13 protein-coding genes and 4 pseudogenes are annotated in these 23490 nt (G+C 57.3%); 11 read left to right on the forward strand and 6 right to left on the reverse strand.

All coding sequences use genetic code 11. The features are described 5' to 3' along the window. Window positions 1-34: 34 nt before the first annotated feature. Window positions 35-664, reverse strand: a complete 630-nt coding sequence (locus HDG39_RS32270) for a carbonic anhydrase (protein WP_184012014.1) — start codon at window positions 662-664, stop codon at window positions 35-37. A 726-nt stretch (window positions 665-1390) separates the two neighbouring features. Between HDG39_RS32270 and HDG39_RS32275 the strand changes: the two genes are divergently transcribed. The 3 genes and pseudogenes from HDG39_RS32275 (at window position 1391) to HDG39_RS32290 (ending at window position 3683) form a co-directional block, all read left to right on the forward strand. Next, window positions 1391-2089, forward strand: coding sequence for a response regulator (locus tag HDG39_RS32275; RefSeq protein WP_184012016.1), 699 nt, complete (start codon window positions 1391-1393; stop codon window positions 2087-2089). Window positions 2090-2303: 214 nt separating this feature from the next. Further along, window positions 2304-2606, forward strand: a pseudogene (locus tag HDG39_RS32280) (transposase family protein); the annotation flags it as partial. 885 nt (window positions 2607-3491) lie between these two features. Further along, on the forward strand, window positions 3492-3683 hold the full coding sequence (locus tag HDG39_RS32290) for a hypothetical protein (protein ID WP_184012020.1): 192 nt from the start codon (window positions 3492-3494) through the stop codon (window positions 3681-3683). Window positions 3684-4163: 480 nt separating this feature from the next. Here the strand turns inward: HDG39_RS32290 and HDG39_RS32295 are convergent, their stop codons facing one another. Both HDG39_RS32295 and HDG39_RS35435 read right to left on the reverse strand, forming a co-directional pair. Next, window positions 4164-4910 (reverse strand): response regulator transcription factor, encoded by a 747-nt coding sequence (locus HDG39_RS32295; RefSeq protein ID WP_184012022.1) that lies wholly within the window; start codon window positions 4908-4910, stop codon window positions 4164-4166. A gap of 469 nt (window positions 4911-5379) precedes the next feature. After that, on the reverse strand, window positions 5380-5505 hold the full coding sequence (locus HDG39_RS35435) for a hypothetical protein (protein ID WP_260328425.1): 126 nt from the start codon (window positions 5503-5505) through the stop codon (window positions 5380-5382). Window positions 5506-5628: 123 nt separating this feature from the next. Between HDG39_RS35435 and HDG39_RS32300 the strand changes: the two are divergent. The 4 genes and pseudogenes from HDG39_RS32300 to HDG39_RS32315 form a co-directional block, all read left to right on the forward strand. Continuing rightward, a pseudogene (locus HDG39_RS32300) lies at window positions 5629-5908 on the forward strand (IS5/IS1182 family transposase); the annotation flags it as partial. A gap of 1109 nt (window positions 5909-7017) precedes the next feature. Continuing rightward, the gene (locus HDG39_RS32305) at window positions 7018-8262 is read left to right on the forward strand and encodes a M23 family metallopeptidase (protein WP_260328426.1); all 1245 of its coding nucleotides are present in this window, start codon (window positions 7018-7020) and stop codon (window positions 8260-8262) included. Between the two features lie 1141 nt (window positions 8263-9403). Further along, a complete protein-coding gene (locus tag HDG39_RS32310; protein ID WP_184012024.1) occupies window positions 9404-12799 on the forward strand; it encodes a hybrid sensor histidine kinase/response regulator in 3396 nt (1131 codons plus the stop codon). Window positions 12800-13068: 269 nt separating this feature from the next. Next, window positions 13069-14345 (forward strand): annotated as a pseudogene (locus HDG39_RS32315) (IS256 family transposase). A gap of 38 nt (window positions 14346-14383) precedes the next feature. Here HDG39_RS32315 and HDG39_RS35440 read toward each other — a convergent pair. Further along, window positions 14384-14556, reverse strand: a pseudogene (locus HDG39_RS35440) (IS6 family transposase); the annotation flags it as partial. Between the two features lie 245 nt (window positions 14557-14801). Between HDG39_RS35440 and HDG39_RS32320 the strand changes: the two are divergent. After that, window positions 14802-15485, forward strand: coding sequence for a response regulator (locus tag HDG39_RS32320; protein WP_184012025.1), 684 nt, complete (start codon window positions 14802-14804; stop codon window positions 15483-15485). A gap of 126 nt (window positions 15486-15611) precedes the next feature. Here the strand turns inward: HDG39_RS32320 and HDG39_RS32325 are convergent, their stop codons facing one another. Next, window positions 15612-16322: a response regulator gene (locus tag HDG39_RS32325; RefSeq protein WP_184012027.1), complete on the reverse strand. Its 711-nt coding sequence runs from the start codon at window positions 16320-16322 to the stop codon at window positions 15612-15614. A 542-nt stretch (window positions 16323-16864) separates the two neighbouring features. Here HDG39_RS32325 and HDG39_RS32330 point away from each other — a divergent pair. From HDG39_RS32330 to HDG39_RS32340, 3 genes are all read left to right on the forward strand, one after another. Then, window positions 16865-19240, forward strand: coding sequence for a type I secretion system permease/ATPase (locus HDG39_RS32330; RefSeq protein ID WP_184012029.1), 2376 nt, complete (start codon window positions 16865-16867; stop codon window positions 19238-19240). Then, the gene (locus HDG39_RS32335; protein ID WP_184012030.1) at window positions 19237-20481 is read left to right on the forward strand and encodes an HlyD family type I secretion periplasmic adaptor subunit; all 1245 of its coding nucleotides are present in this window, start codon (window positions 19237-19239) and stop codon (window positions 20479-20481) included. Before HDG39_RS32330 ends, HDG39_RS32335 begins: the two co-directional genes overlap by 4 nt. A gap of 443 nt (window positions 20482-20924) precedes the next feature. Beyond that, a complete protein-coding gene (locus HDG39_RS32340) occupies window positions 20925-22172 on the forward strand; it encodes a pyridoxal phosphate-dependent aminotransferase (RefSeq protein WP_311667919.1) in 1248 nt (415 codons plus the stop codon). Window positions 22173-22456: 284 nt separating this feature from the next. Here HDG39_RS32340 and HDG39_RS32345 read toward each other — a convergent pair whose 3' ends face one another. Next, entirely contained in the window at window positions 22457-23218 is a 762-nt protein-coding gene (locus HDG39_RS32345) for an OmpA family protein (RefSeq protein WP_260328427.1), read from the reverse strand. Window positions 23219-23490: the final 272 nt, after the last annotated feature.

Here is a 23490-nt window from a genome sequence, read left to right on the forward strand (position 1 = left end):
AGGAGTGTGATTTGGAGCGATTCATTGTGGTGGATCAGCCTGCGTTCTTATGTTGTGTGTCCTGTTGGGTGCTACCTGCGGAATAGCCAGAGTCGAGTTCCTCGATGCGGCCATCGGTGAGAGAAAAGATCCAGCCGTGCACTAGCGGGGCGGGGACGCTGTCACGGATGATCGCCGTGTCACGCAGCAACCTCACCTGTTCGAGCACGTTGAACTCGGAGAGCCGGTCGGCCGCCCGGTCGCTCGGTTCGCAGTCGAGCTCTGCGCAATGCCGGTGGGCAAGCGCGCGAAGTGGTGCGATGTGGCGGTTGACGTGGGGCATTCCGGAAGAGGGCGGTAGGAGAGATGCGCGAACACCGCCGCAGCCGTAGTGACCGTAAACGATCACGTGCTCGACCTTCAGCGCGCGCACGGCATACTCGAGCACGCTCGCGTAACTATTGTCGTTCGGATGAAAAAGGTTGGCGACGTTGCGATGGACAAACAGCTCGCCCGGCGCACTGTGGGTGATGGCTTCAGCAGGCACCCGACTGTCGGAGCAGCCTATCCAGAGCACACGGGGATTTTGGCCGAGCGACAGGGTGGTGAAGAAATCTGGCGCACGTTCAGCGGTTTCTCGCGCCCATACGATATTGGCGAGAAGCGTGCTCTTGGGACGATGCATTGCCACTAACTCCCTGCTCAGGTAAAGCCTGGTCGCAAGGTGGACCCTTTGAACACAGGCTATGCAAAATCAAATGAGTTCATCGCGCGTATCGATCAGGGCATGATCCAATCGATAGTCATGCAGATGAAAACAAGATGAGGATTGGTCTGACAAGAACGTCTCACATCATGTTCAATGAGCGAGAGAAAGAGCTGGCATTTTTTTCCGCCTGCAATATTTTTCAGAATCACAGTGCGGGCGTTTGACCAACTTGTACGGTAACCACGATGTTTTAGAAGACCTGAATCTTCGAGCGATGTGGAATTGAGGAATTGTCAAATTGCTAGAATGACGTGAATGAGAAAGTGAGTGGCGTTAGTTATACTAATCTGGTAGAAAAAGCGATCAAGAATCGGATTTCCGGTTGCAGCTTCTTGCGCCTCGAATAACCCTTGGATATTCACCGACGAGCGTCGCACCGTTTCGTATGTGAATTTCATACCGTCCCAGCAATATCCGACTGACGCTCTCGCCGCCCGAAGCTCGTTGAAAACGAACCACTCCGTCGTCGGATCATACGGGCGGCAATGCGCTATCTCCAGATATATCCCATTGGTTTTTCGGATCAGTCAGATAATTTGGTGGATTGAATGAGGCTGGTAAGATACCCGCCCTCGATGGCCGCCGTTACATTAAGCATTCCAAAATTCGATTCATAAATGCAGTTGACCGATCGAGCGAGCAATGAAAATCAAGCTGATACTTGCAGACGACCACCCCGCATTAATCACTGGTGTCAAATACGAACTGTCGAGAGTCCATACTCTCAGCGTCCTTGGGACGGCGCAGGATTCGACGGAAATCGTCAATTTGCTGTCAAATGTCGAATGTGACATTCTCATCACAGACTACTCCATGCCTGGGGGAGAATACGGTGACGGGATGGCCATGCTTTCGTTCTTAAAGCGCCGATATCCCGACCTTAAGATAATCGTCTTCACCATGATCGACAATTTCGCTATTGCTTCCAAGATGCGGAAAATTGGTATCCAATCCGTACTGAACAAATCGAAAGATGTTGACTATCTGATTACCGCCATACATGCAGTTCACGCGGGTGCAACCTACTTTTCACCGACTTCACGCGAGCAACCCGAAAGAGTCGGCCCAACGCAAGCCATACCCCCGCGCAATCTTTCGGGGCGGGAAGCCGAGGTTGTACGTCTGTACGTGTCCGGCGTCACGATTAACGAAATCGCCGCTCAGTTGAATCGGACGAAGCAGACAGTGAGCGCACAGAAAATGGCGGCGATGCGCAAGCTGGGCATAGAACGCGACGCCGATTTATTCAGGTTTGCATATGAAAGCGGATTTTCGGCCTCCGCGGTTCACGCAGAGGATATCGACGCGAATGTCGGGTTATACCCAAATACGGGTATCTAATCGTCAGCCAATGCCCGGTACTACTTAGTGGAAAGAATTCGAGCGATTCTGTTGAAAGGAGGAGTCGACGAATCTGACGAATATATATGAACTGGAGCGCAGACGTTAGGATGCCATATCGCCATGTCAGGCTTGATGATTGATGTCGGGCCTGGCACTGCCACTGTCACGCAAGAGCGTCGAGCCTTATCCAGTTCACGCGAGCGCGAAGCATCGTTGGCATGATGGACTCGTCGCCGTTGATCGGAGCAGTGCCCGCTAATGCTCAGAAGCTGCGAGTTCCGTTGTGACGATGGCTCGCCGTTACGTGGGACCTTCGCGCTGGACTGCCATGACCGGGAGGTGACATCCGTTGGGCAGCGACTACTGGTGCACATAATGACGACGCGTCGTGCGTGATGTGATGCTCGCTGCGGTCGAGCGACGCTTCGGAGCGACCCAGGCGGGTGCGGCCGTCGAACGGCTGTCGGACAACGGCCCTGCCTACATCGACCATCGCACGCGCAGCTTCGCTCGCGGGTTCCGGCGAACTGCTGCGCTATCAACCTAACGGTGTCCACGTCCTGAGTTACAGGAGCAACTCCAGCCTCTTTCTATGCGCCGCCACAACGCCAAAAACAAATTTATGACGAGTCCGGCTGGTGTAAAAGAAAAATAACACCCGTCGCATTTCCGTCGATACTCAGAAAAATAGAATGTATGAAAGGCGTTGGTTGATGCTATTTGCATAGAAAGTGCTTTTATTCCAGCATGAATATTCCGAGTGCGATCTGAATTCATAAAACTCACGGAAATGCAGGGTTTTGAATTGTGCACCTGGAGTCGCGACTCAGACGAGATGGTGCGAAAGACTGTCTTTCCGATAGGTCGCGAGGTAGTAAAGTGCAAGGAATGATCAATACTCTTGTGGCCGATGACCACCCTGTCGTATTATCGGGTGTCAGAATGATACTGAGCGGACATACTGAGTTAAGAATGGTAGCGACTGCGTGCGACTCGACTGAGGTTGTTGAACGTCTTGCTCGCGTGCCCTGCAACGTACTCGTCACTGACGACGCGATGCCCGGAGGCGAATGCGGCGACTGAGTTCCATATCCGGCGTTCTTGAGAAAGTGTTTTCCGGATTTGAAGATCATCGTATTCAGTATGAATGGCGACCCGGATCTTCGACGGTCGCTCGCGCGGATTGGAGTGCATTCCCTTATTCTAAAGAGTGTTGACGTCGGCGAGCTTGTATCGGCAATACGCAGTGCGTTCTCGGGCAACGTTTGCAACTTCAGTTAGCAACGTTTGGCTGTTATTTTTGTTCAGTTCTGGTTGATTTTTAAGGGCGATATAAGTCTTTCCCTTCTTCGGCAGTTTTACAACTTGCGATGTAGTGTGAAGATCAAAGGAAATCGAAATGTCGAATAACAAAGAGGCCGCAACTGTTCAGGCGCTACTCGCGTTCGTCAATCTCCAAAAGAATGAAGAGCGCGAATTTATAGTAACAATGAACCTCCTGCTTCGAGCCTCTCCAAAACGACGGCGGGAAATCATTGCCCAACTTCAGGGAAAAACTTTGGTGAACTCTGACGTTCCCGGAAGGCTATAGGCGTTGTCGTCGCTGGCCCGGCGCGGCGAATACAACGGTTTGATAGCCGTTATCGACGGCAAACACGGGCAGACGGTTGATTGAGCGGCTCCGCGCGATAAGCCTCGTTCGTATGGGCGTCGTCAAAGGTGGCAAATTCATTCTTCACGCGCTCGCCGGCTGAGGCCCGCAAATACCTGGGCACGACATTGGCGATTTACCGAAGAAAACCCGGCGCACTTTGCGCCACGAGACGCGCAACGGCTCATCCGCCACGTTTCCAAAGTATTTGGGCGTAGATTAATTTCTCTCAAGGCTTGACGCTGCCAGCGCATGGCACGGAAGGTTTCGGGCCTGCTCCACCGTGAGATGTGAAACGGGAATCGAACCGACCAGCGACCGAAGTCCGTGCTCTATTCCGTTGCGCTCGAGGGACGTTGTCAGTTGCTGAGGTCGTCGCGAAGATGGCGAGAAGAAGAAATCAAAATCGTGGCGTCACGATCACCATTTGTCCGCTGACGTCATCGGTGCGCGATTAATGGGAGTACGCTCGAGTATCTCGACACTATTCACCTGAGCCAAGCGATAGCCATAACCGTAAACCGCTGCGAGCCGATAACCGCTTTCCGGGCGCAGATTGAGCTTGGCACGTAGTACCGACACGTGCGTGTCAATTGTCCGCGACGAGATTTCGGCGATCTGATTCCAGACTACATCGCGAATGTGGGCGCGAGACAACGGTCGGCCCAAGTGTTGGAACAGCAGCAGTGCAAGTTCGAATTCCTTTGGGGTCAGCGCAGCAGCGGTACCCTTAAGCAGCGCCTGCTTCGCAATCAGATCGAAGTCGTAATCTCCATAGACTTCGCGCCCAGCAGCACTGAACTGATAGGTGCGTCGCAACAGCGAACTGACGCGCGCGAGCAGGACACTTCCATGGACCGGCTTGACGACGTAATCGTCGGCTCCGTGATTAAGTATTGACGCGATATCCGCTTCACTGCTGCGGCTCGTCATGAACAGAACAGGAAGTCGTTCAGAGAGGCTACCTCGAACCCAGCACAAGATCTCTTTGCCCGACATGTCTGGCACGTTCCAGTCGAGTATGAGTAGATCAAAGGTCTGCCGTCTCAGCTGCCGTGCCAGTTCCCGGCCAGAGGAAAACGCGTGGCAGATATGCCCTGCCGGCGATAACGTCTGAGAGCAAAAGTCGGTTTGTGCCTGATCGTCGTCTAGGACAGCAATTCTCATAGAATCCTCAAAAGTATTGTCAAGTTGTCGTTCAGCGCGAGTTCTCTAATGGACTGCCCGCATCATCGATGCATCTTCGTAAAAGGTCCCGAAAAAAATCGCACTTTCGTGATATGTATTACTAAATTAATAATAAAAATTGCAAAGGCACTGATGAAATCATTAACTAGTTCGTAGTCGATCGGGTGCTATATCGACATGCTTTTACTGCAGTAGGGTTGCGAATAACGGGGGGAGTTCCTTTTGCGGACGATGCAGATGCCACCGCAGATCCCGGCTCATTCCCGTCTTGATGGTCGGTTAGATTTTGCCGAGCGCGTTAGTCTTGACGTCCTTGGTTGAGCGTCTCGTCTGGGATTAGGCTTCTGAAAATAGCTCGCCAGCCGGATCAACCGCAGACGCGTTGCTTGGTCGGCGGCAAACATCTTGATAGCAGCAGACTGATGCGGCCCGGATGGCCGTCGACCATCTAGTAGATCTTGCGCGTGAGCTGTTTGAGAAACCGCTTCGTGAGTTCGATGAAGGTGGCATTCCTGAGCATTCCCTCGAAGATCATGAAGTTCAACTCGCCGCGGTTGGTGATCGCCGAAATCATGTTGTACCTTGAAGGGCTTTTCGGCCGCACGCACCAGCGTCTCGCCTTGCGGGGCAAAACTAGTACCGTTCACACGGTTGCTGTGCAAACCCGTTTCTTCGTTCCAATAGATCCCATGCGCGCATTCGTGGCAAGTGGGGAGGTCCACTGCATAGACCGTAAATTGTTCAGCGCGACGGGGCTACAGTTCTGAGAATCATCGATAGCGCCTGTAAAAACATGGCGTCACGCCGGCGCTCGCAAAAATCGGTTCGCCACACGGCAGTGGTCCCGGAGAAGCGCATTGGCCAGCCGACGATCGATTGCGTGGCTTCGCTCGTTTTGACGCCTGAAGATTCGCTACGAACGATACGCCCATATCCATGAAGATTTCCTTTCTCTCGCCTGCGCTTTGATGTGTTGAGCGTGTCTCAAGCCGATGTTTAACTAATTTCGAAACAGCTTCTAACGGTAGAACTTGTCATCGCAAAAGCGAGAGCGGTCGTCTCTGGCATGTCTGAGCTGTATTCGCGCGGTCTGTCAATGCAAGCGCCATCGCCGAGTTAGCCGCGAGGGATGGCAGATGTGATCCGTGCATGCCCGTGCGCCTTTCCGAATCAGTTTTCACGATTCACGGCATTCAGCCAATATGACACGTATGAATTTTGGGGCTCTGGCGAATTAGAAGGGGACCGTATTGGACTTTCTGTCAACGCGTGGCTTAACCGCCCAGATCGGGCGGAAACTTGCCACCCTTTGCGGCCAGCGTCGCCGTCACCCGGGCTATGCAGCCAGATGTTCACTCTCGCCGAGTCATTCAAGTGTCCGGAATACTTCAGATCCTGCGTCAGCTGTTTGCAATATTTAACGCTTCTGCGCCGGATCAGGAGCAGGCTCAACTGTCGACGTCCTCGCGTCGGGCTTTGCCTCGTGGAACAGCTTGTTCACGATGTCACCGAACATGCCCATTTTTTCCCATGAGTCGAAATTGGCCTGTTGGCAAACCCGTCGGCGTCATGAATCGCGCGGGGATCAGCCAGCAAGTTGGATGCACTAGCTTGCGCCGGCGATCCCGAGAAGAACAACCGATAAGCGAGGAGGTATAAGGCGCGCCGCTTTACAAGTCCGAAATTGCATGCCTCGGGTCAAAGCAAATTGGGCGGGCGAAGAGTCGAATCTCCATGAACCTCTGGCGTTCGTCTGAGGTCGTCGAGCTTCGTGATTGTGCCGTGCGCGGGGGCGATGCGACTCGCTGCCGCAGGTCGATACTTATGGGGACAGAGTTCTTTAGGATTGGTCACATAGGGCGAAATGGGGCGCCGCCTTACTCTATCTCTATCGCATTAACCCTTTTAGGACTCGCATGTAGATAGCGAAGGGACCCTTTCCAACGGCTTATGACCGGATTGTGTAGCGCGAAAGGGTACCCCAGACTGTTGGATTTTCGCTCTATCCCGTTTCCGCCCGCTGCCGCGCGTTTCAAGCACTGTCATTTACGCCTGCAGCCCTCTATTTTGACTGCGAGGTTTTGACATGATGTCGTTCCACTTTCTAGGTAACACCTTCCCCAAGGCGCAAGCCATTGCCATCGAAGTGGGCAATGGCTTGCGTTCCAGATGTAAATCTCCAGCGAGTTCCATCGCGGGTGCAGGAGTGCTGTGTGGCATGGTCGCGATTCTCGGCCTATCAGTTGCGACTGCAGCACCAGAAATATTCAATCGCGTGAAGGCATCCAGCGCGATCTGGTCCGGCCTTGGGGTGACCGTGCCGGCTGCGCAACCCGTCGAGCGACCTCGGCAGATGTCCGAAGGTTCGGCCGATATTGCCGGCAAGTTCAGCGGGTTCGTTGGCGAGGCTCAAAATAGTCCGCTATCTGGCGCTGTGCCGCTTGTCGTGCCGGAGGCCGAAATCGGGACATACGCAGGGCGGATCGAAGGCAACTTGCACGATACTCTGGTGCGGGCCGACGTGCCTGTCGAGATACGGGAACAGATTGCCCGTATTTTTGCCTCCCGGCTCGACGTTGCGGCGCCCGCGCAGAAGGGCGACACCTATCGCGTTTTCCACGGGCGCGATGCCGCGGCGCCACAGCGCAGGCGCGTGACGGCCGTCGAACTTCGCTCAGGCGCTAAGGTCTACCAGGCCGTGTGGTTTGTCGCACCGGGGCACGCCAACGGGGACTACTATTCATTCGACGGACGGCGGCTTGCCGCTGAACCCTTTTCGATGCCGCTCGATTACGTTAGGGTCAGTTCGACTTTCGGCAATCGTGTCCATCCGGTCGGCGGCAAGCAGCATTTTCACACCGGCGTGGACTTTAGCGCGCCGAAGGGGACGCCCGTAGTGGCGGCCGCTTCGGGAACCGTGAAGTTCGTAGGCAACGAAAGCGGATATGGGCAGTACGTTGTGCTCAATCATCCGCAAGGCTATACGACGTATTACGCACATCTGTCTAGCTTCGCCCGCGATTTGCGCGTTGGCGCGTCCGTGACTGAAGGACAACGACTCGGCGCAGTAGGCAGCACCGGCAGGTCCACGGGACCTCACCTGCATTTCGAGGTGCGGCGGAACAATCACCCTACCGATCCACTCGCATTGACGAGCCGAACTGGCGCTTCGGCGCTTACGGCCAGTCAACGCATCGCGTTCGATGGTGTGACGGGCGCCATGCGTGAGCAACTGGCGGCGTTAACGGTCGACGCCCCGACGGTCAGGACAGCATCGAACGCCGGACGCACGCTGAACCACGCAGAGAATCCTATAGACTCGTTGGTCTGAGTTACGACACTATGCTTTTCTGGATGAGTTGGTCGCTTCGCGCTCGGTGAGTCTCGCGTGCTTCAGTTGATATTTTCCGTGACTGGCATGTCAACTTGACGAATGACGTGCATGCGAAATCGCATGCCATAAGTCTGGCTCACCTGGTTGGCGAGGCGACCCGGAATCGGATTTCCGGTTGCAGCTTCTTACGCCTCGCAGGCCTCCTTGCGTGTCTGCCGCTTCTGTTGCGCGTTCGCGCTGTACCGGCGGCGTTTGAACCGATTGCTCACCTGAGCATGAGCCGACGCGAATCGCGTCAGATAGCGCGCTGATTTGAAGCGTGCAACACTTTTTCGCGCACTCGCGTCGGCTGGTGCGAGTTCTCCGCCTGGTTGTGCAATTCTTTGTGCTGTCGGGGTTCTACGTTACTGGTGATCAGAACACGCGGAGCGCGGCGGTGCTTCCTAAGCAGCTCATGCATGATGTGCGTCGCCGCATGCCACTCGCGCCGGCTTTGTGCGAGTACATCCGGTACCGCGCCAGGCTGGTCCTTCGCACACTACGGCGGATACTGCTTGCCGTCGATCGTGGTCACCACTTCGTTGAGGTGCCACCTGTTGGCCCGGTCCAACGCGGTGGACCGGATGCGTCGAGCAATGGCCAGCCCGAACTTCACCGATCGGCGTCGCACCGTTTCATACGTGAGCTCAATGCCGCGCGCAGCCAGCGATTCTCTCGCTATGCGCAAGTATCGCCACGCCGCCTAGCCATCTAGTGGGAGGACTACAGCCAGTTATTGCTTAATGCCGAAAAAGCACCGCCGGATGATCGTCAGCGAGCACGATGCGGGATCTTCATTGCGCTCAATACAGTTTGCACAGAGATGAGTGAGACAGGGGTGATGAACCACTGTTGGCAAAAATGTTCGCGAGTACTGACTCGTCCGAACCTACTCGCGAAGCCTTGACTCACACTCAGTGCGCACGCCGGCACGTTTGACGGGTCCGGTTATTATTTGCTTTCGCATAGCATGGGTCTGATTTGGGGGGCGACTGATCGGATCCGCTCTCGCGCCGCGATAATCGTTTTGGCCCGATGCGCTACGTCGGTGTGATTGACAAAGGTGCATCGACTGTCTCCAGAACGAACCGGTGCCGCCATGTCCTCCGCTCCACAGAATGATGCTTTGAACCAGTTGCAGCGCTACAAGAAGCTGCTGGTGTTCGGTGGTGGATTGGTGACCACGATCATGATCCTTTTCGCTTTCACGCTCGCGGCGTTGTCGGCGGTACGCGGGCAGGTTGCAGGCGAGCGGCAGAACTTCCTCGTCGATCGCAACCTCGTCATGAGCGAAGTCAACTCGAGCGAAGCATTGTTCCGCTCCGCGCTAGTCGGCGCGGAGCTGGCGTGGCAGGACGCGGATCAGGTCGATCTTGAGCGAATCACGCGATTTCGCCGTCAGGGGTACGCATTCGTGCCATTGCCCACGTCCACGGCACAACCGCCGTTGTTGTTCGACATGCCAGGTAAATCCCTGACCCACGATGAACGCCGTCGCTATCTTGGTCTCACTGCACAACTCGGTCGTGTCAGCGCAGTAAATTCATTGGTGCGGGGCCAGCAGGCGGACCGCTATTTCTATGGTGCGCAGCACAATATTGCCGGAATTCTGTCTGCGCCCTTGCCCCACCAGGCAGCGATGGCCGGGACGTCTGCCGGCCGTGCGCATTTGATTGCGGATCTGGGGGATGGGCTGGATGGTCTGACCGGCATCCATGCGGGCGAGCAACCCGATATTCGTCGGCCCGTATCCTGGATGCTGCCTGCTATCAGTCCCTTGACGGGAAAAATGGCGATTCGCATCGCCGCGCCGGTGTTCTCAGACGGATCACCGTTTGCGATCCTCGTGACGGAATATGACCCGGAGATCTTGACAGCACCTCTGACCGTTGGCGGGTTCGATGGCACGTATATGGTCGTGTCAGAGAAAGGAGAAATAGTAGTGAGCACAGCCTGGAATGAGCAGGCCCCTGCATTGATTGATCGCGTTCGGGCGTTGGGTGTCGCGGGAGCGACCGGCAGCATGCAACGCGAAACCTGGCGGGACGGTGTATTCACGATTGCGGATCGTCTTGGCGATACGGGCTGGGTGCTTGTCTATGTATTTACGTGGCGCGACGTTGTTGCGGGCATCGGCAAACAGATCGGTATCGGTGCTGTGCTTACGCTTGCGACGCTTGCCGTCGTATGGGTGTTTCTGATCTATGTCAAGCAACGCGTTTTCCGGCCGGCAATTGAGCGATCGCGACGGGTGTTCGAGAGTGAGCACCTGAGCCGCATGCTGGTTGAAACGGCGCCAGTGGGGCTGGGGCTGATCGCAGTGGAGAGCGGAAAGGCGCTATTGCGCAGCCCGACGATGATTGACGCTGCGGCGCGGGTAGTCGTGCCGACCGAGACGCTGTCGGCGGAATTGGTTCGACGTCACCGGGAGCGCGGCGGGGCAACGGGGGCGAACGGCATGCTGCACGAGGAACTGACGCTCCCTACGCGCGAGGGCGGGGCGATGGACCTCTCGGTGAGCCTCGTGCCGGCGCGCTACCAGGGACAGGACGTGCTTGTGACGGCGTTCACGGACATCACGGCGAGAAAGCGTCTGGAGCGGCAGCTACGTGACGCGAAGCAGGCGGCCGACTCCGCCAACGCGGCGAAATCGGCGTTCCTTGCGGCGATGAGCCATGAGATCCGCACGCCGCTGAATGCAATCATGGGAAATCTGGAACTGCTGTCGCGCTCGCAACTGGATGCGTTGCAGCGCGACCGTCTGACGACGATCCGGGCCTCGGCGGACGGACTGCTCGAGGTCGTCAGTGATGTGCTGGACTTCTCGAGGAGCGAGGCCGGCGAGATGAGACTGGAGCGGATCGCATTCGACGCGCAGGAGGTGGCGTCTCGGGCGCTGTTGATGTTCGGACCGCTGGCGCGCGCAAAGGGCGTGAGGCTGTCGGGCGTGTTCGGAACGTCGCCGGTGCAGCCGATGCAGGGTGATCCGACTCGGCTTGGCCAGGTGATGAACAACCTGCTGGCGAATGCCATCAAGTTTACGGCGTATGGGGAGGTGACGCTGCGGTTGTCGGTGGAGGCGGGCGTGGACGATCAGGACGCGACGTTGACGATCGAGGTGGAAGACAGCGGGATCGGGATGTCGTCGGAACAGCAGGCGCTTCTGTTCCAGGCGTTCAGCCAGACGGATGCAACGATCAACCGTCGCTTTGGCGGCACGGGTCTTGGCCTCGCGTTGTGCGCGCGGCTGATCGATGCGATGGGCGGTACGATCGCCGTGCGCAGCGAGCCAGGTCAGGGCAGCTGCTTTACGGCGCGGGTGCCGCTGGGCGAGAGCGAAGGCGAGTCGGACATGCCGCGTTTCGCGGGAGAGCGGATACTGTTCGTGGCTGCGGCGGACGCCTGGCACACGTATGCAGTGGCAGCGCTGGAGGCGTGGGGACTGCAGGCGCAGGCATACCGGCATCCGGCACAACTTCACCCGGCGATGTTGAACGAGGCGGATGCGCTGATCCTCTGCGGCGAGCGTGACACCTGGCACACGGATGATGAAAGCGGTTTGTTAGCGGAGTCCTCGTGGGTGATCGACAGTAGTACGGAAGGTCCGGCATATCCGGTAGCGATAGAGCAGGTAGTCAGGGTCTCGAGCTACAGCCTGAAGGGGCTTGTGGCGGCGTTGCGGTACACCTTGCAAGGCGAGGCGCTCGATGCGTGCGATGAGACGCAGCAGGTGCTGTCGTCGCGCCGGTTGAAAGTGCTGATCGCGGAGGACAACGAGGTGAACCGTCAACTGTTCGAGGAGCAGTTGAGGATGCTGGGCTGCGAGACGCGGGCGGCAGAAGATGGGCAGCACGCACTGGACTGGCTATCGCGGGAACGCTTTGATGTGCTGCTGACGGATCTGTCGATGCCGGTACTGGACGGCTACGCGCTGGCACGCGAAGCACAGGTGCACTGGCCGGAGATGCCGATTGTGGCGGCCACGGCGAGCGTACCGCTGGAGGTGCGAACGTGGTGCGAGGCAACCGGCATGGCACGCGTAGTGACCAAGCCGCTACAACTGGATGAGTTGTCGGCGGTTCTGTCGGAAGTGACTGGCGTACCACGCGTGGTGATAGAAGCGGATGGAAGCGAGCCTAGGCGCGACGGCATGCTGCGGGGGCGAGCCGTCCCGGAGCAGACGCGTGAAACGTTCCGGAAGTCGTGTGAGGCATCGCTGAGGGTGATCCGTGCGGCACACAATGACGGGGATGCAACCCGGTTGCTGGCTGAGTTACATTCGCTGCGAGGCGCGTTAGCGGTGTTTGGGCACGACGCCCTGGCAGATCAATGCGCCCGGCTGGAAATAACGATATCGAAGGATGGTGTTCAGGTGGCGCAGAAAATGATTGAGACTCTTGGCGCCCGTTTGCGCACCGATGTTCTGACCGACACGAAAACACCGCGTGAAGTTCTTGCGGAGGTATCAGAATCTGAGTGTCCTCAGGTCGGTTGAGAAATCTGATTCTGGTGAAAGGACGTCCGCAGGATGGGTTATCAACGTGACGATCCAGTGCCAGCGCATGCTGAGGCGGTTTGTCAAATTAGCCTCGCATGCGGCGCTCACGTTTACGCGTGGGTTGATGACTGTTCGGGGCCCGGCGTCATGTTCGTCAAGCAGGGAAGGCTCGGTGCGCAGCGTCAAAAACATCGGATCGATAGAGGGTGTAAAAAGTTTTGTGTAAACGGTCATTTGGCAGGAGACTGCCAGCAACAGGAGCATAGATGACCGTAGCGAAACGCAATAAAAGAGAGAAAGCCGATCCTGAACTCGTCAAGCTGGCAGACAGCCTGCTGGCGAATTACCAGAAGCCGGAACCTGATAGGCGAGAACGGCCTGCTCAAGCAGCTCACCAAGATGCTGGTGGAGCGTGCGTTAGAGACGGAGATGTCCGAGCACCATGGGCCATGGCAAGAGCGAAACGGTGACCAATGCCACGGGCAACACCCGTAATGGTCATAGCGCCAAGACGCTGCAGGGGGAGTTTGGCGAGTTGCCGCTCAACATCCCGCGCGACCGTCAGGGGGCGTTCGAGCCGAAGCTGGTGGAGCGCCATCAGACGCGCTGGACGGGCTTCGACGACGAGATCATTTCGCTGTATGCGCGTGACCTGAGCGTGCGCGAGATCCAGGGACACCTGGAAGAAATGTACGGCACGGAGGTCTCGCCGACGCTGATCTCGGCGGTCACCGACGCCGTCAGTGATGAGGTGAAGGTCTGGCAGGCCCGTGCGCTCGACGCGCTCTATCCGATTGTCTATCTCGACTGCATCCACGTCAAAGTGCGCGACAGCGGCGCGGTGCGGACCAAGGCGGTGTATCTGGCCATCGGCGTGAACATGGCCGGCCACAAGGAAGTCCTGGGCCTGTGGATCGCCCAGACCGAGGGGGCCAAGTTCTGGCTGCAGGTGGTCACTGAGCTCAAGACGCGCGGCGTGCAGGACATCTTTATCGCCTGCGTCGACGGGCTTAAAGGCTTTCCTGAAGCCATTGAAGCGGTCTACCCAAAAGCGGCAGTGCAACTGTGCATCGTGCACATGGTGCGCAACAGCCTGAACTTCGTACCTTGGAAAATGCAGCGGGAAGTCGCCGCCGACCTGAAGACGATTTACACTTCATCGACCGTCGAGATGGCCGAACAGATGCTGGGCGCCTTCGAGGCCAGGTGGGACCGGGATTATCCGTCCATCGGGCAGAGCTGGCGACGCAACTGGGCACGGGTGATTCCGTTCTTCGATTACCCACCGGAGATCAGGAAGGTGATTTACGCCCCGGAGGAAGTCCCCTTGGGGGACACCACGAACGCCATAGAATCGATCAACATGAGCCTGCGCAAGGTGATCAAGACCCGTAGCTCGTTCCCGACCGATGAGCCCGTCACCAAGCTGTTTTACCTGGCCCTGAACAACATCCGCAAGAAGTGGACGATGCCGATCCGCGACTGGAAGGCCGCACTGAACCGCTGCACGATCCAGTTCGAAGAGCGGCTGGTGCCGGGTTAAACCTCAACCCGTTTACACAAAATTCCGGACACCCCACGGAATCTGTCGCACCAGCCTCGGATCGTCTCGTACGTCACGACCACGCTGCGCTCGAGGAGCAACTCCTCGATGACGTGCAAGCTCAACTGAAGGAGAAAATACCAACGCACGGCGTGCTGATGACGCCAGCGGACAAACGGTGACCGTGAAGCGACGATTTTGATTTCTTCATCTCACCCTCTTCGCGACGACCTCAGCTACCTGACAACGTCGACAATGGCCCGGCTCTCGGTTCCAGGTGGCCAGCCCTCGGAAATCCGACACATACGAGGGAAAGCCATAAATTCTCCAGTCAGTCGAATTTGCCCCACTTTTTTTGCTTTCCAGTTTTCCAGAGGGTATTCTTGGATAAGTCAGATTCGGGTACATTGAGCTTGCCGTCGCGGCCCGGTTCATCCCATTTCCGCGGAGCCTTGCATGAGCAAAATGAAAATCCGTGTCGTGCTGGCCGACGATCATCCGGCACTCCTTTCCGGTATCAAGCACGAACTTTCCGCTGTACCTACGCTGGAAATTACAGGCACGGCAGGAGACTCCGGCGAACTCATCAAGGTGCTGAACAGCGCCCCTTGCGATGTCCTCATTACCGATTACGCGATGCCCGGTGGAGAGTACGGGGACGGCTTGACGTTGCTGGCATTCTTGCGACGAACCTACCCGGCGCTCAAGATCGTAGTCTTCACGACTATCGAAAACCCTGCCATTACGCGTGAAATGTCAAAGCGTGGCGTGCATTCGGTGTTAAGTAAAGCTCATGACACGAGCCATTTGATCTCCGCGATTCACGCTGTCTATGCCGGCGCCACCTACTTTCTTTCTACCTCGCGAAGCCTGAAAGGCGCTATGCCGGATTCCTCTCCTGGTCGGAACGAACGCACCCAAACGCTGAGCACGCGCGAAACGGAAGTCATCCGGCTATTCGTGTCAGGTATGTCTGTGAATGAAATCGCCGACCGACTACATCGCACGAAGCAGACAATCAGTGCCCAAAAGACCCGCGCGATGCGAAAGCTCGGGATTGAACGGGACGCCGACCTGTTTCACTTTGCATACGAAGCTGGGCTCGGTGTGGCGACCGATGGGTCGCAGCCGGAGATCTGACCGGATCAGTCTTCGCATCACACGCGTCCGAACTCATCGCTTTTGCGCTTTTAGTGTTTTTTGTTGCGATGCTACCCTCGGTCGCGTATGCACTTAAAGGCCCTCGTCGCCGCTCTCATCTCGTCGTCAGGGTTTGCTGTCGCGTGGCTGCGTCGGATCGGACGCATCATGGGCACCATCTTCCGGTACGAGGGTAGGCGCCGTGTCAATCGAACACTTGATCAGCTCGATGTCGTTTCCCACGCCTAGCTTGCGCATTGCGCTGGCTTTCTGCGAACTGATGGTTTGTTTACTGCGCTTGAGTTGCGCTGCGATTTCGTTGACCGACCGTCCCGACACGAAGAGTCGGACAACTTCGGATTCGCGTGCAGTAAGCGCTCGACTGCCAGAGGCAGGCGTATCCACGTTGAGTTGCCAGACAATCTTTGAAATGGTTGGAGAGAAATAACGTGCGTCCGCATATGCGCCGTGAATCGCGGCGACCAGATGTTCCATCGGGTCGGCCTTGCTCAGAATGCACTGAATGCCGAGCTTGAGCAGCGAGCGGATGATACCTGGGTTGTCGATCATCGTCAGCACGACAATGCGCATGGCCGGGTATCGGCGCCGCAAAAATGAAAACAGCGTAATGCCGTCACCGTAATTGCCGCCCGGCATGGAGTAATCGCACACCAGTACATCGCATGGCTGCGTGCCGAGTTTCGCGATCAGCTCGGTCGAGTTTGTGCAGGTGCCCACTGTCTTGATGGTACGGTGTTCTTCAAGCATGTAAATCAGTCCGGCAACGATCGCAGGGTGATCGTCGGCAAACATGACCTGGATGGCGGCATTCTCCATTTGGGGCATCCTTTATCTCCGGGCACAATGCCTTGCATTACAACGCGCCCGCATAAGCAATTCGATTATGAGAAAGCGGGCCCGTTTTCCTGGGGCTGGTCAGCCTGTCTGTCAGGTTTCTAACCTTAAATCGGTGCCATTTCATGTTTCACCGCACTGAGACGAATTTAAATCGACAAACGTCGGCCTTTCAGTTCATGTTACTAGTAACGATACAAGATTAGCAGACGAATAGTGGGTTGGCCACCGTTGATACTGGCGGCCCTATCTGGTCAGACAATCGCGCGCGGAAATCAGTGCTTGTGAAAGACTGCGAACTAAAAATTCGTACCAGTCTCACTATGTTGTCGCGGCTGTCTGATTTCGCGGGGTCACCGATATCCGGACAATTGGAGCCAGTACGAAATCTCGTGTTTCGTTCATCAGGTCACCCGAATTAGCCGAATCGATCCTTTAAACGACGAGCATTGCTTCATTGTTTTCTGAGTCTGGATTGCGGTTCAGGTGTCGCACCACATACTTCAATCTAACCGGTTACGATCATGACTCGAAACGATTTTCCTGACGTACAGGCTGCCGCGCCCCTCACCAACGAGGACGGCCTCCTCGGTTCCGTGATGTGGATCTGCGAGCGCTACGGTTGCGGCAAGACGGCGCAGGCGCTCACCGCGGGGCTGCCGAAGAGCGGCATGCTTTCGCCGTCACTGGCCCTCGACTCCCTGTCAAACGCGGGCCTCACGGCGGGCTTGGTGGAGCGTCGTCTGCAACTGCTGCCGGAGCACGTGCTGCCGGTCATCTTGCTGCATCGCCGCACGGGTGGCTGCGTGCTGCTGGGTCGGCGTGCGAATCCGGACAAGGAAGCCAAAAGCCGCGTTCTATATCAGGTGATGGTGCCGGAAATTGGTCCCGAGCCCGTGGAGTACACCCAAGAGGAAATGGACGAAATCTATTCGGGCTACGCCATTCTGGTCAAGCCGACGGCCAAAGTCGAGCTGCGCGAAGGGGATAGCGTCGAACCGGCCGGTCACTGGTTGCTGGGCACGCTATGGCGTTATCGACGCTACTACGCGAGTGCTGCGCTCGGTGCATTGCTGATCAATGTGCTCGGCCTTGCCAGCGTCTTTTTCACGATGAACGTATATGACCGCGTGGTACCGAACCAGGCCTACGTCACCCTCTGGTCGCTCGCGATCGGGGTTGGGATTGCGATGCTGTTCGAAGCGATCTCGCGCCATGTGCGTAGCCATTTACTCGACGTCGCCGGCAAGAAAGCCGACCTGGTCATGGGCACGCTTTTGTTCCGCCAGGCGCTCTCCATCCGCATGGAGCACAAACCGTCGTCGGCAGGGTCATTCGCCAACCAGTTGCGTGAGTTCGAGTCGGTGCGCGACTTCGCAACCTCTGCCACGCTCTCTGCAATTTCCGATCTGCCATTCGTGCTCGTCTTTGTAGGCGTGGTATTCGCGGTCGGCGGTTCGCTCGGCTGGGTGCCGTTGCTGATGATCCCGTTGATCATCGGTGTGAGTCTGTTGGTGCAATGGCCGCTCGCGCGGATCATGAAAGGGAACCTCAAGGAAGCGTCGCTCAAGCAGGGCGTGCTGATCGAATCGGTTGAAGGTCTGGAAACACTCAAGGCGGTGGGTGGCGAAGGGCATATGCAAAAGCGCTGGGAGTCTTTCAGCGCGATGGCGGCATCTTCTTCGATGAAGTCGCGTCAGATTTCCAGCAAGGCGACGAGCTTCATTACCTTGTTGCAGCAGTTGCAGACCGTGGTGCTGATCGTGTTCGGCGTCTACCTGATCGACGCAGGCGAGCTCACGCAAGGCGCGTTGATCGGTACGGTGATGCTGGCTGGCCGGATTACTGCGCCGCTGAGCCAGGTGATGGGACTCGCCTTGCGGTTCCAGCAGGCAAAGGCCGCGCTACATTCGTTGAATAGCTTGATGGCGATGCCTGTCGATCGCGATTCATCGCGCACATATCTGCCGAAGCCTTCGCTCTCGGGGCAAATCACCCTGAAGGACGTCTGCTTTTCGTATCCCACACAGGAGATGCAACCGAATCCGCCGGTTCTGAAGGACGTGAATTTGAGCATCCAGTCCGGCGAGCGGGTTGCTATCCTGGGCCGTATTGGGAGCGGTAAATCGACCCTTCTGCGTGTGATGGCGCGTCTTTACGCGCCGGTCGGAGGGCAGATGTTCACGGACGGTCTGGACGTTGAGCAGATTGACCTCGCCGACTGGCGCAAAGCTGTGGGGTACGTGGGCCAGGACGCGCGTCTTTTTCACGGCAGTCTGCGCGAAAACGTGATGATCGGACTGCCTGAAGCGAGCGCCGACGAGTTTCTACGCGTGATACGTTTGACAGGGCTTGATCATGTCGCTAGCCGCCACCCACAGGGTATCAACCTCCCAATCGGAGAAGGTGGTACGGGCATCTCCGGTGGCCAGCGTCAGCTGGTGTCGCTGGCCCGCAGCCTCCTTGCCCGGCCGGAGCTCCTGTTGCTCGATGAGCCGACGAGCGCAATGGACGCCCAAACCGAGGCGCTCTTCCTTGAACATCTCGCGCGTGCAACTGCGGGGCAGGCGATCGTTGTGGTGACCCATCGCCCATCCTTGCTGGCCCTGGTTGACCGGATTGTCGTAGTCGAAGAAGGCAAGGTTGTGGCCGATGGTCCGAAGGACAAGATCCTCGCGATGCTGTCAGGCAAGAGCGAACCAGCAGCGGTGGATGGAACGCCGAAGCGCGCGCGACCGGGCACCTCGCCCGGCGTCGCGGCCGCAACAAATACGCCCGTGGCGCCTCAGCCCGTTGCCACGAAGATCAGGATCATGAGCGCCCAAAAGACGGTACCGGCAGCCGCTGCGCAAGCGGGTAATACGCAGGCAGGCGCACCGAACAAGGAGCAATCGCAATGAACTTCAATATTTTCAAACGAGGCAAGAAAAAGGCTAAGCTCACCAAAGGCGACGCTGCTTTCATGAGCGACATCCGGGAATCGCTGCTGACGCAGTCAACGCCGGGCTCGATGATCATGCTTTACGTCATTCTCACGGTCCTGGCCGGCGGGCTGACCTGGGCGTACTTTGCGCGCGTGGAGGAGATAACGCACGGCGAGGGGACCATCATTTCGAAGAGCCGCGAACAGGTCATCCAGAGTCTTGAGGGCGGCATTCTCGAACAACTGGACGTACGTGAAGGCGACATTGTCAAGAAGGGACAAGTGCTGGCAAAGATCGATCCGACGCGAGCCGAGACGAGCTATCGCGAAGCGTGGTCCAAGTCAGTAGGACTGAAGGCGACGATTGCGCGTTTGCGTGCCGAGGCGTACGAGCAGCCGCTGACGTTTCCTGACGACGTGAAAGCCGTGCCTACGGTCGTGAAGCAGGAGACGCTTGCTTACAACGCGCGACGTCGCGCACTGAACGATAGCGTGACCGCGTTGGAAAAGAGCTACTCGCTGTCGAACAAGGAAATTGGCCTGGCCGAGCCGCTAGCGGCCAAAGGTCTTGTTTCTGAAGTCGAACTGCTCCGCATGCGCCGGCAGGCAAACGAGCTGCGCTCACAGATCGTCGAGCGTCGCAACAGATTTCAGGCCGACGCAAACTCGGAACTCACGAAGCTGGAACTGGAACTGGCGCAAACCAGCGAAACCGTAGTGGGTCGTGCGGATGTTCTACAGCGTACGACTGTGATTGCACCGGTGTACGGCACGGTGAAGAATATACGCTTCAATACGATTGGCGGGGTCATCCAGCCGGGCGAGCACATCATGGAAATTGTCCCGCTGGAAGATCAATTGCTCGTCGAGGCACGCATCAAGCCTTCGGACGTCGCATTCCTGCATCCTGATCAGCCGTCCACCGTGAAGATTACGGCTTACGACTACGGAATTTATGGAGGCTTGAAAGGCACGGTTCAGCACATCAGCCCCGACACGCTCAAGGACGACCAGAAGGCCGCCGCGGGTCGGCCCGATGCGACGTATTACCGCGTGCTTGTGCTGACAGACTCCAGTGAGTTGCATGCAGGCGGAAAAAGCTTACCGATTCTGCCCGGGATGGTCGCGACGGTCGACATCCGTACCGGTGAGAAAACCATTCTTGACTACATTCTGAAGCCGATTTTCAAGGCTCGTGAAGCGTTTCGGGAGCGGTGATTATCTCGTTGGATCTGGTGACTTCCGGTAATGCCATGCACGGGTGAGCATGGAGGAAACCGGAAGATTCCCGGTTGGAAACCCGCGTCTTTCCGGGTCTGCATGCCGTGGTCGGAAGAAGCTCGCTGCGCTGGAGCGCCCCTGACCCGGCACGACACGCTGCGGCGCTTGGAATGATTCGCGCGTCGTTGTTGATCGCGGCGCTACGGTATGCATGATTGCGGCCGGTTGAACCAGCAAGAGGCGAATCCAATGACTACGACTACGCCGATCAACGTATTGCCGGTGCTCAAGAGCGGATCAATGACATAGCGAAGGGTGCAACCATGGTCATAACTGCGACGGCGCTATGACGATTCCCTAAACGAGCATGGGTAAGGCGCCGTCGTTTGTGCCTCTATGCTGCACGTTGCTGACTTGCTCAACTATTTGTCCAAGATGAGGTGGCTGCCGTGAAACAGATTCTTAAATCCGCCAAGCTGATGAACGTCTGCTATGACATCCGCGGGCCTGTCCTCGAGCATGCGAAGCGGCTCGAAGAAGAAGGCCACCGCATCATCAAGCTGAACATCGGCAATCTCGCGCCGTTTGGCTTTGATGCCCCGGACGAGATCATCCATGACATGATTCTGAACTTGCCGGGCTCGTCCGGCTACTCAGACTCGAAGGGCGTTTTCGCCGCGCGCAAGGCGATCATGCACTACGCCCTGCAAAAAGGCGTGCGTGGGGTCGAGCTGGACGACATCTACATCGGCAACGGCGCGTCCGAGCTGATCGTGATGGCGCTGCAGGGGCTACTGAACGATGGCGACGAAGTGCTGCTACCGGCGCCCGACTATCCGCTGTGGACGGCCGGCGTGAGCCTCGCGGGCGGCACGCCGGTACACTACATCTGCGACGAAGCGAACCGCTGGATGCCAGACCTCGACGACATCCGCGCCAAGATCACGCCGAACACGCGTGCGCTCGTCGTCATCAACCCGAACAATCCCACCGGCGCGCTGTATTCGGACGAACTGCTGCTCGGCCTGATCGAAATCGCGCGTCAGCACGGCCTTGTGATCTTCGCCGATGAGGTCTACGACAAGATCGTCTACGACAGCAAGAAGCACACGGCAATGGCCGCGCTGTCGGAAGACGTGCTGACCATCACGTTCAACAGCCTGTCGAAAAGTTACCGCGCGTGCGGCTACCGCGCAGGCTGGATGTTCATTTCGGGCCTGACCGGCGAGAATCGCCGCAACGGTCGCGACTATTTTGAAGGACTCGGCATTCTGGCCTCGATGCGCCTGTGCTCGAACGTGCCGGGCCAGTACGCGATCCAGACCGCGTTGGGTGGCTATCAGAGCATCAACGACCTGATCGTGCCGGGCGGGCGTCTGTACAAGCAGCGGGAACTCGCGTACGACATGCTGACGGCGATTCCTGGCGTGAGCTGCGTGAAGCCTGAAGCAGCGCTGTACATGTTCCCACGCCTCGACCCGAAAATTTATCCGATCAAGGACGATCAGCAGTTCATCCTCGACCTGTTGCTCGAAGAGCGCGTGCTGCTCGTCCAGGGCACCGGGTTCAACTGGAAAACGCCGGATCATTTCCGCGTGGTGTTCCTGCCGAACGTGGACGATCTCGCGGATTCGATCGACCGGATCGCGCGCTTCCTCCACGGATACCGTACAGGTCACGCGATCTGACATGGGAGGCCAGCACCGGACAACCGCTTTCCCTCAAACCAACGGATAACCGAATTCCAGCGAGTTGATGAACTCCGAGCCAGTCACATCGAGGAGAAAGCGATCAGGTTTTATCTGAATAGCGTTGCGAGGTTTTCCGCGCCTTACCGTGACAGAACCGTGGTGGGTGTGATTATCGGAGAAACGCGTCAATCCAAGGGCTTTTTTGCATTTTCGATGCCGGAGCCCGCGCCAACAGGCCGCCAGTGAATCTCGTGTGCACTGGATGAGGTCTGCCTCATCTATTAGTTCAATACGATCTCCACGCGCCGGTTTTTTGCGCGTCCGTCTGCCGTCGTATTCGGCGAAACGGGATTGGCACTGCCGTGTCCGTTGACAACGAATTGCTGCGCCTTCAATCCGTGGCTCTGCAGATACTGCGCGACGCTTTGCGCGCGCTGCGTTGATAATTTCCGATTGTAGGAGCTGGATGCCGTCGCGTCGGTATAGCCATTCACCGTGACAGTGTCGAACCTCGCACCTGCCGCAGTTTTGATCAGCGCGTCGAGACGAAGACGAGCTTCGGTCGTGAGCGTCGCCTTATTGAGTTCGAAAGTTGCATCGCCGTTCAACGACAGCTTCTGAGGCGGCACGCGTGCTGGAGCGGCAACCCGCGCGACGGGGGGAGGGGCAGGCATCGGTGAAGGGGCTGCGACCGGAGCTGTCTGCGCGACAGGCGCCGCTGCGCACTGGAATGTCAGCGTGCGCACGTCGCGATGACTTCCAGCGGCCGCAAGCGGTGCAATCTCCTGCATCGGACGCACGGGGTTCTTGGCGCAGATTTCGCGAGCCTTCGAATAACAGGTGTTCTGGCTCGAGATGAGTCCATCGCAATCCACCCGAAACGCCTTTTCATTATTCGGGAGGTTGACCGAGTATGCACTAAACGTCGGGCCTGATGCTACGGAACATCCTGCGAGCACCACGCTAACCAGTAGCGCTGCTCCAAATTGCTTTGTCATGTCGAACTTCATGGGGTATTGAGCCTCATTGGTCTTTTTCTTCATCTGCACGAGTTCACGTCAGTTTTTCGTTGCGTCGTCGCGGTTGATTCCGTGGGCAATTGACGCGGCCAACCACCGTGCGTCCACACTCTTTCAGTGTGCAATCGCGGACACCCAAAAAGCGACGCGCTGTTTGGTCTCCTGCGCGTGAGTTCGTGAACTGTAGCTGTGCTTATTCCTGGCAATTGCCACATTTTGTGAATCCGACCGACGAGATTTACGGGCAGGCGATTTGGTGAAACGCTCATCTGCTGTCCTTCGCGACCAAAATCTGA

The sequence above is a fragment of the Paraburkholderia lebeckiae genome (assembly GCF_014201005.1).
GTDB lineage: Bacteria > Pseudomonadota > Gammaproteobacteria > Burkholderiales > Burkholderiaceae > Paraburkholderia > Paraburkholderia tuberum.

Bases quoted from the DNA above. Each gene is read 5' to 3' on its own strand.
- HDG39_RS32310 (WP_184012024.1), top strand. From the start codon at position 9,404: ATGTCCTCCGCTCCACAGAATGATGCTTTGAACCAGTTGCAGCGCTAC.
- HDG39_RS32335 (WP_184012030.1), top strand. From the start codon at position 19,237: ATGAACTTCAATATTTTCAAACGAGGCAAGAAAAAGGCTAAGCTCACC.
- HDG39_RS32275 (WP_184012016.1), top strand. From the start codon at position 1,391: ATGAAAATCAAGCTGATACTTGCAGACGACCACCCCGCATTAATCACT.
- HDG39_RS32295 (WP_184012022.1), bottom strand. From the start codon at position 4,910: ATGAGAATTGCTGTCCTAGACGACGATCAGGCACAAACCGACTTTTGC.
- HDG39_RS32345 (WP_260328427.1), bottom strand. From the start codon at position 23,218: ATGAAGAAAAAGACCAATGAGGCTCAATACCCCATGAAGTTCGACATG.
- HDG39_RS32270 (WP_184012014.1), bottom strand. From the start codon at position 664: ATGCATCGTCCCAAGAGCACGCTTCTCGCCAATATCGTATGGGCGCGA.
- HDG39_RS32330 (WP_184012029.1), top strand. From the start codon at position 16,865: ATGACTCGAAACGATTTTCCTGACGTACAGGCTGCCGCGCCCCTCACC.
- HDG39_RS32290 (WP_184012020.1), top strand. From the start codon at position 3,492: ATGTCGAATAACAAAGAGGCCGCAACTGTTCAGGCGCTACTCGCGTTC.
- HDG39_RS35435 (WP_260328425.1), bottom strand. From the start codon at position 5,505: ATGATTTCGGCGATCACCAACCGCGGCGAGTTGAACTTCATGATCTTC.
- HDG39_RS32305 (WP_260328426.1), top strand. From the start codon at position 7,018: ATGATGTCGTTCCACTTTCTAGGTAACACCTTCCCCAAGGCGCAAGCC.
- HDG39_RS32325 (WP_184012027.1), bottom strand. From the start codon at position 16,322: ATGGAGAATGCCGCCATCCAGGTCATGTTTGCCGACGATCACCCTGCG.
- HDG39_RS32320 (WP_184012025.1), top strand. From the start codon at position 14,802: ATGAGCAAAATGAAAATCCGTGTCGTGCTGGCCGACGATCATCCGGCA.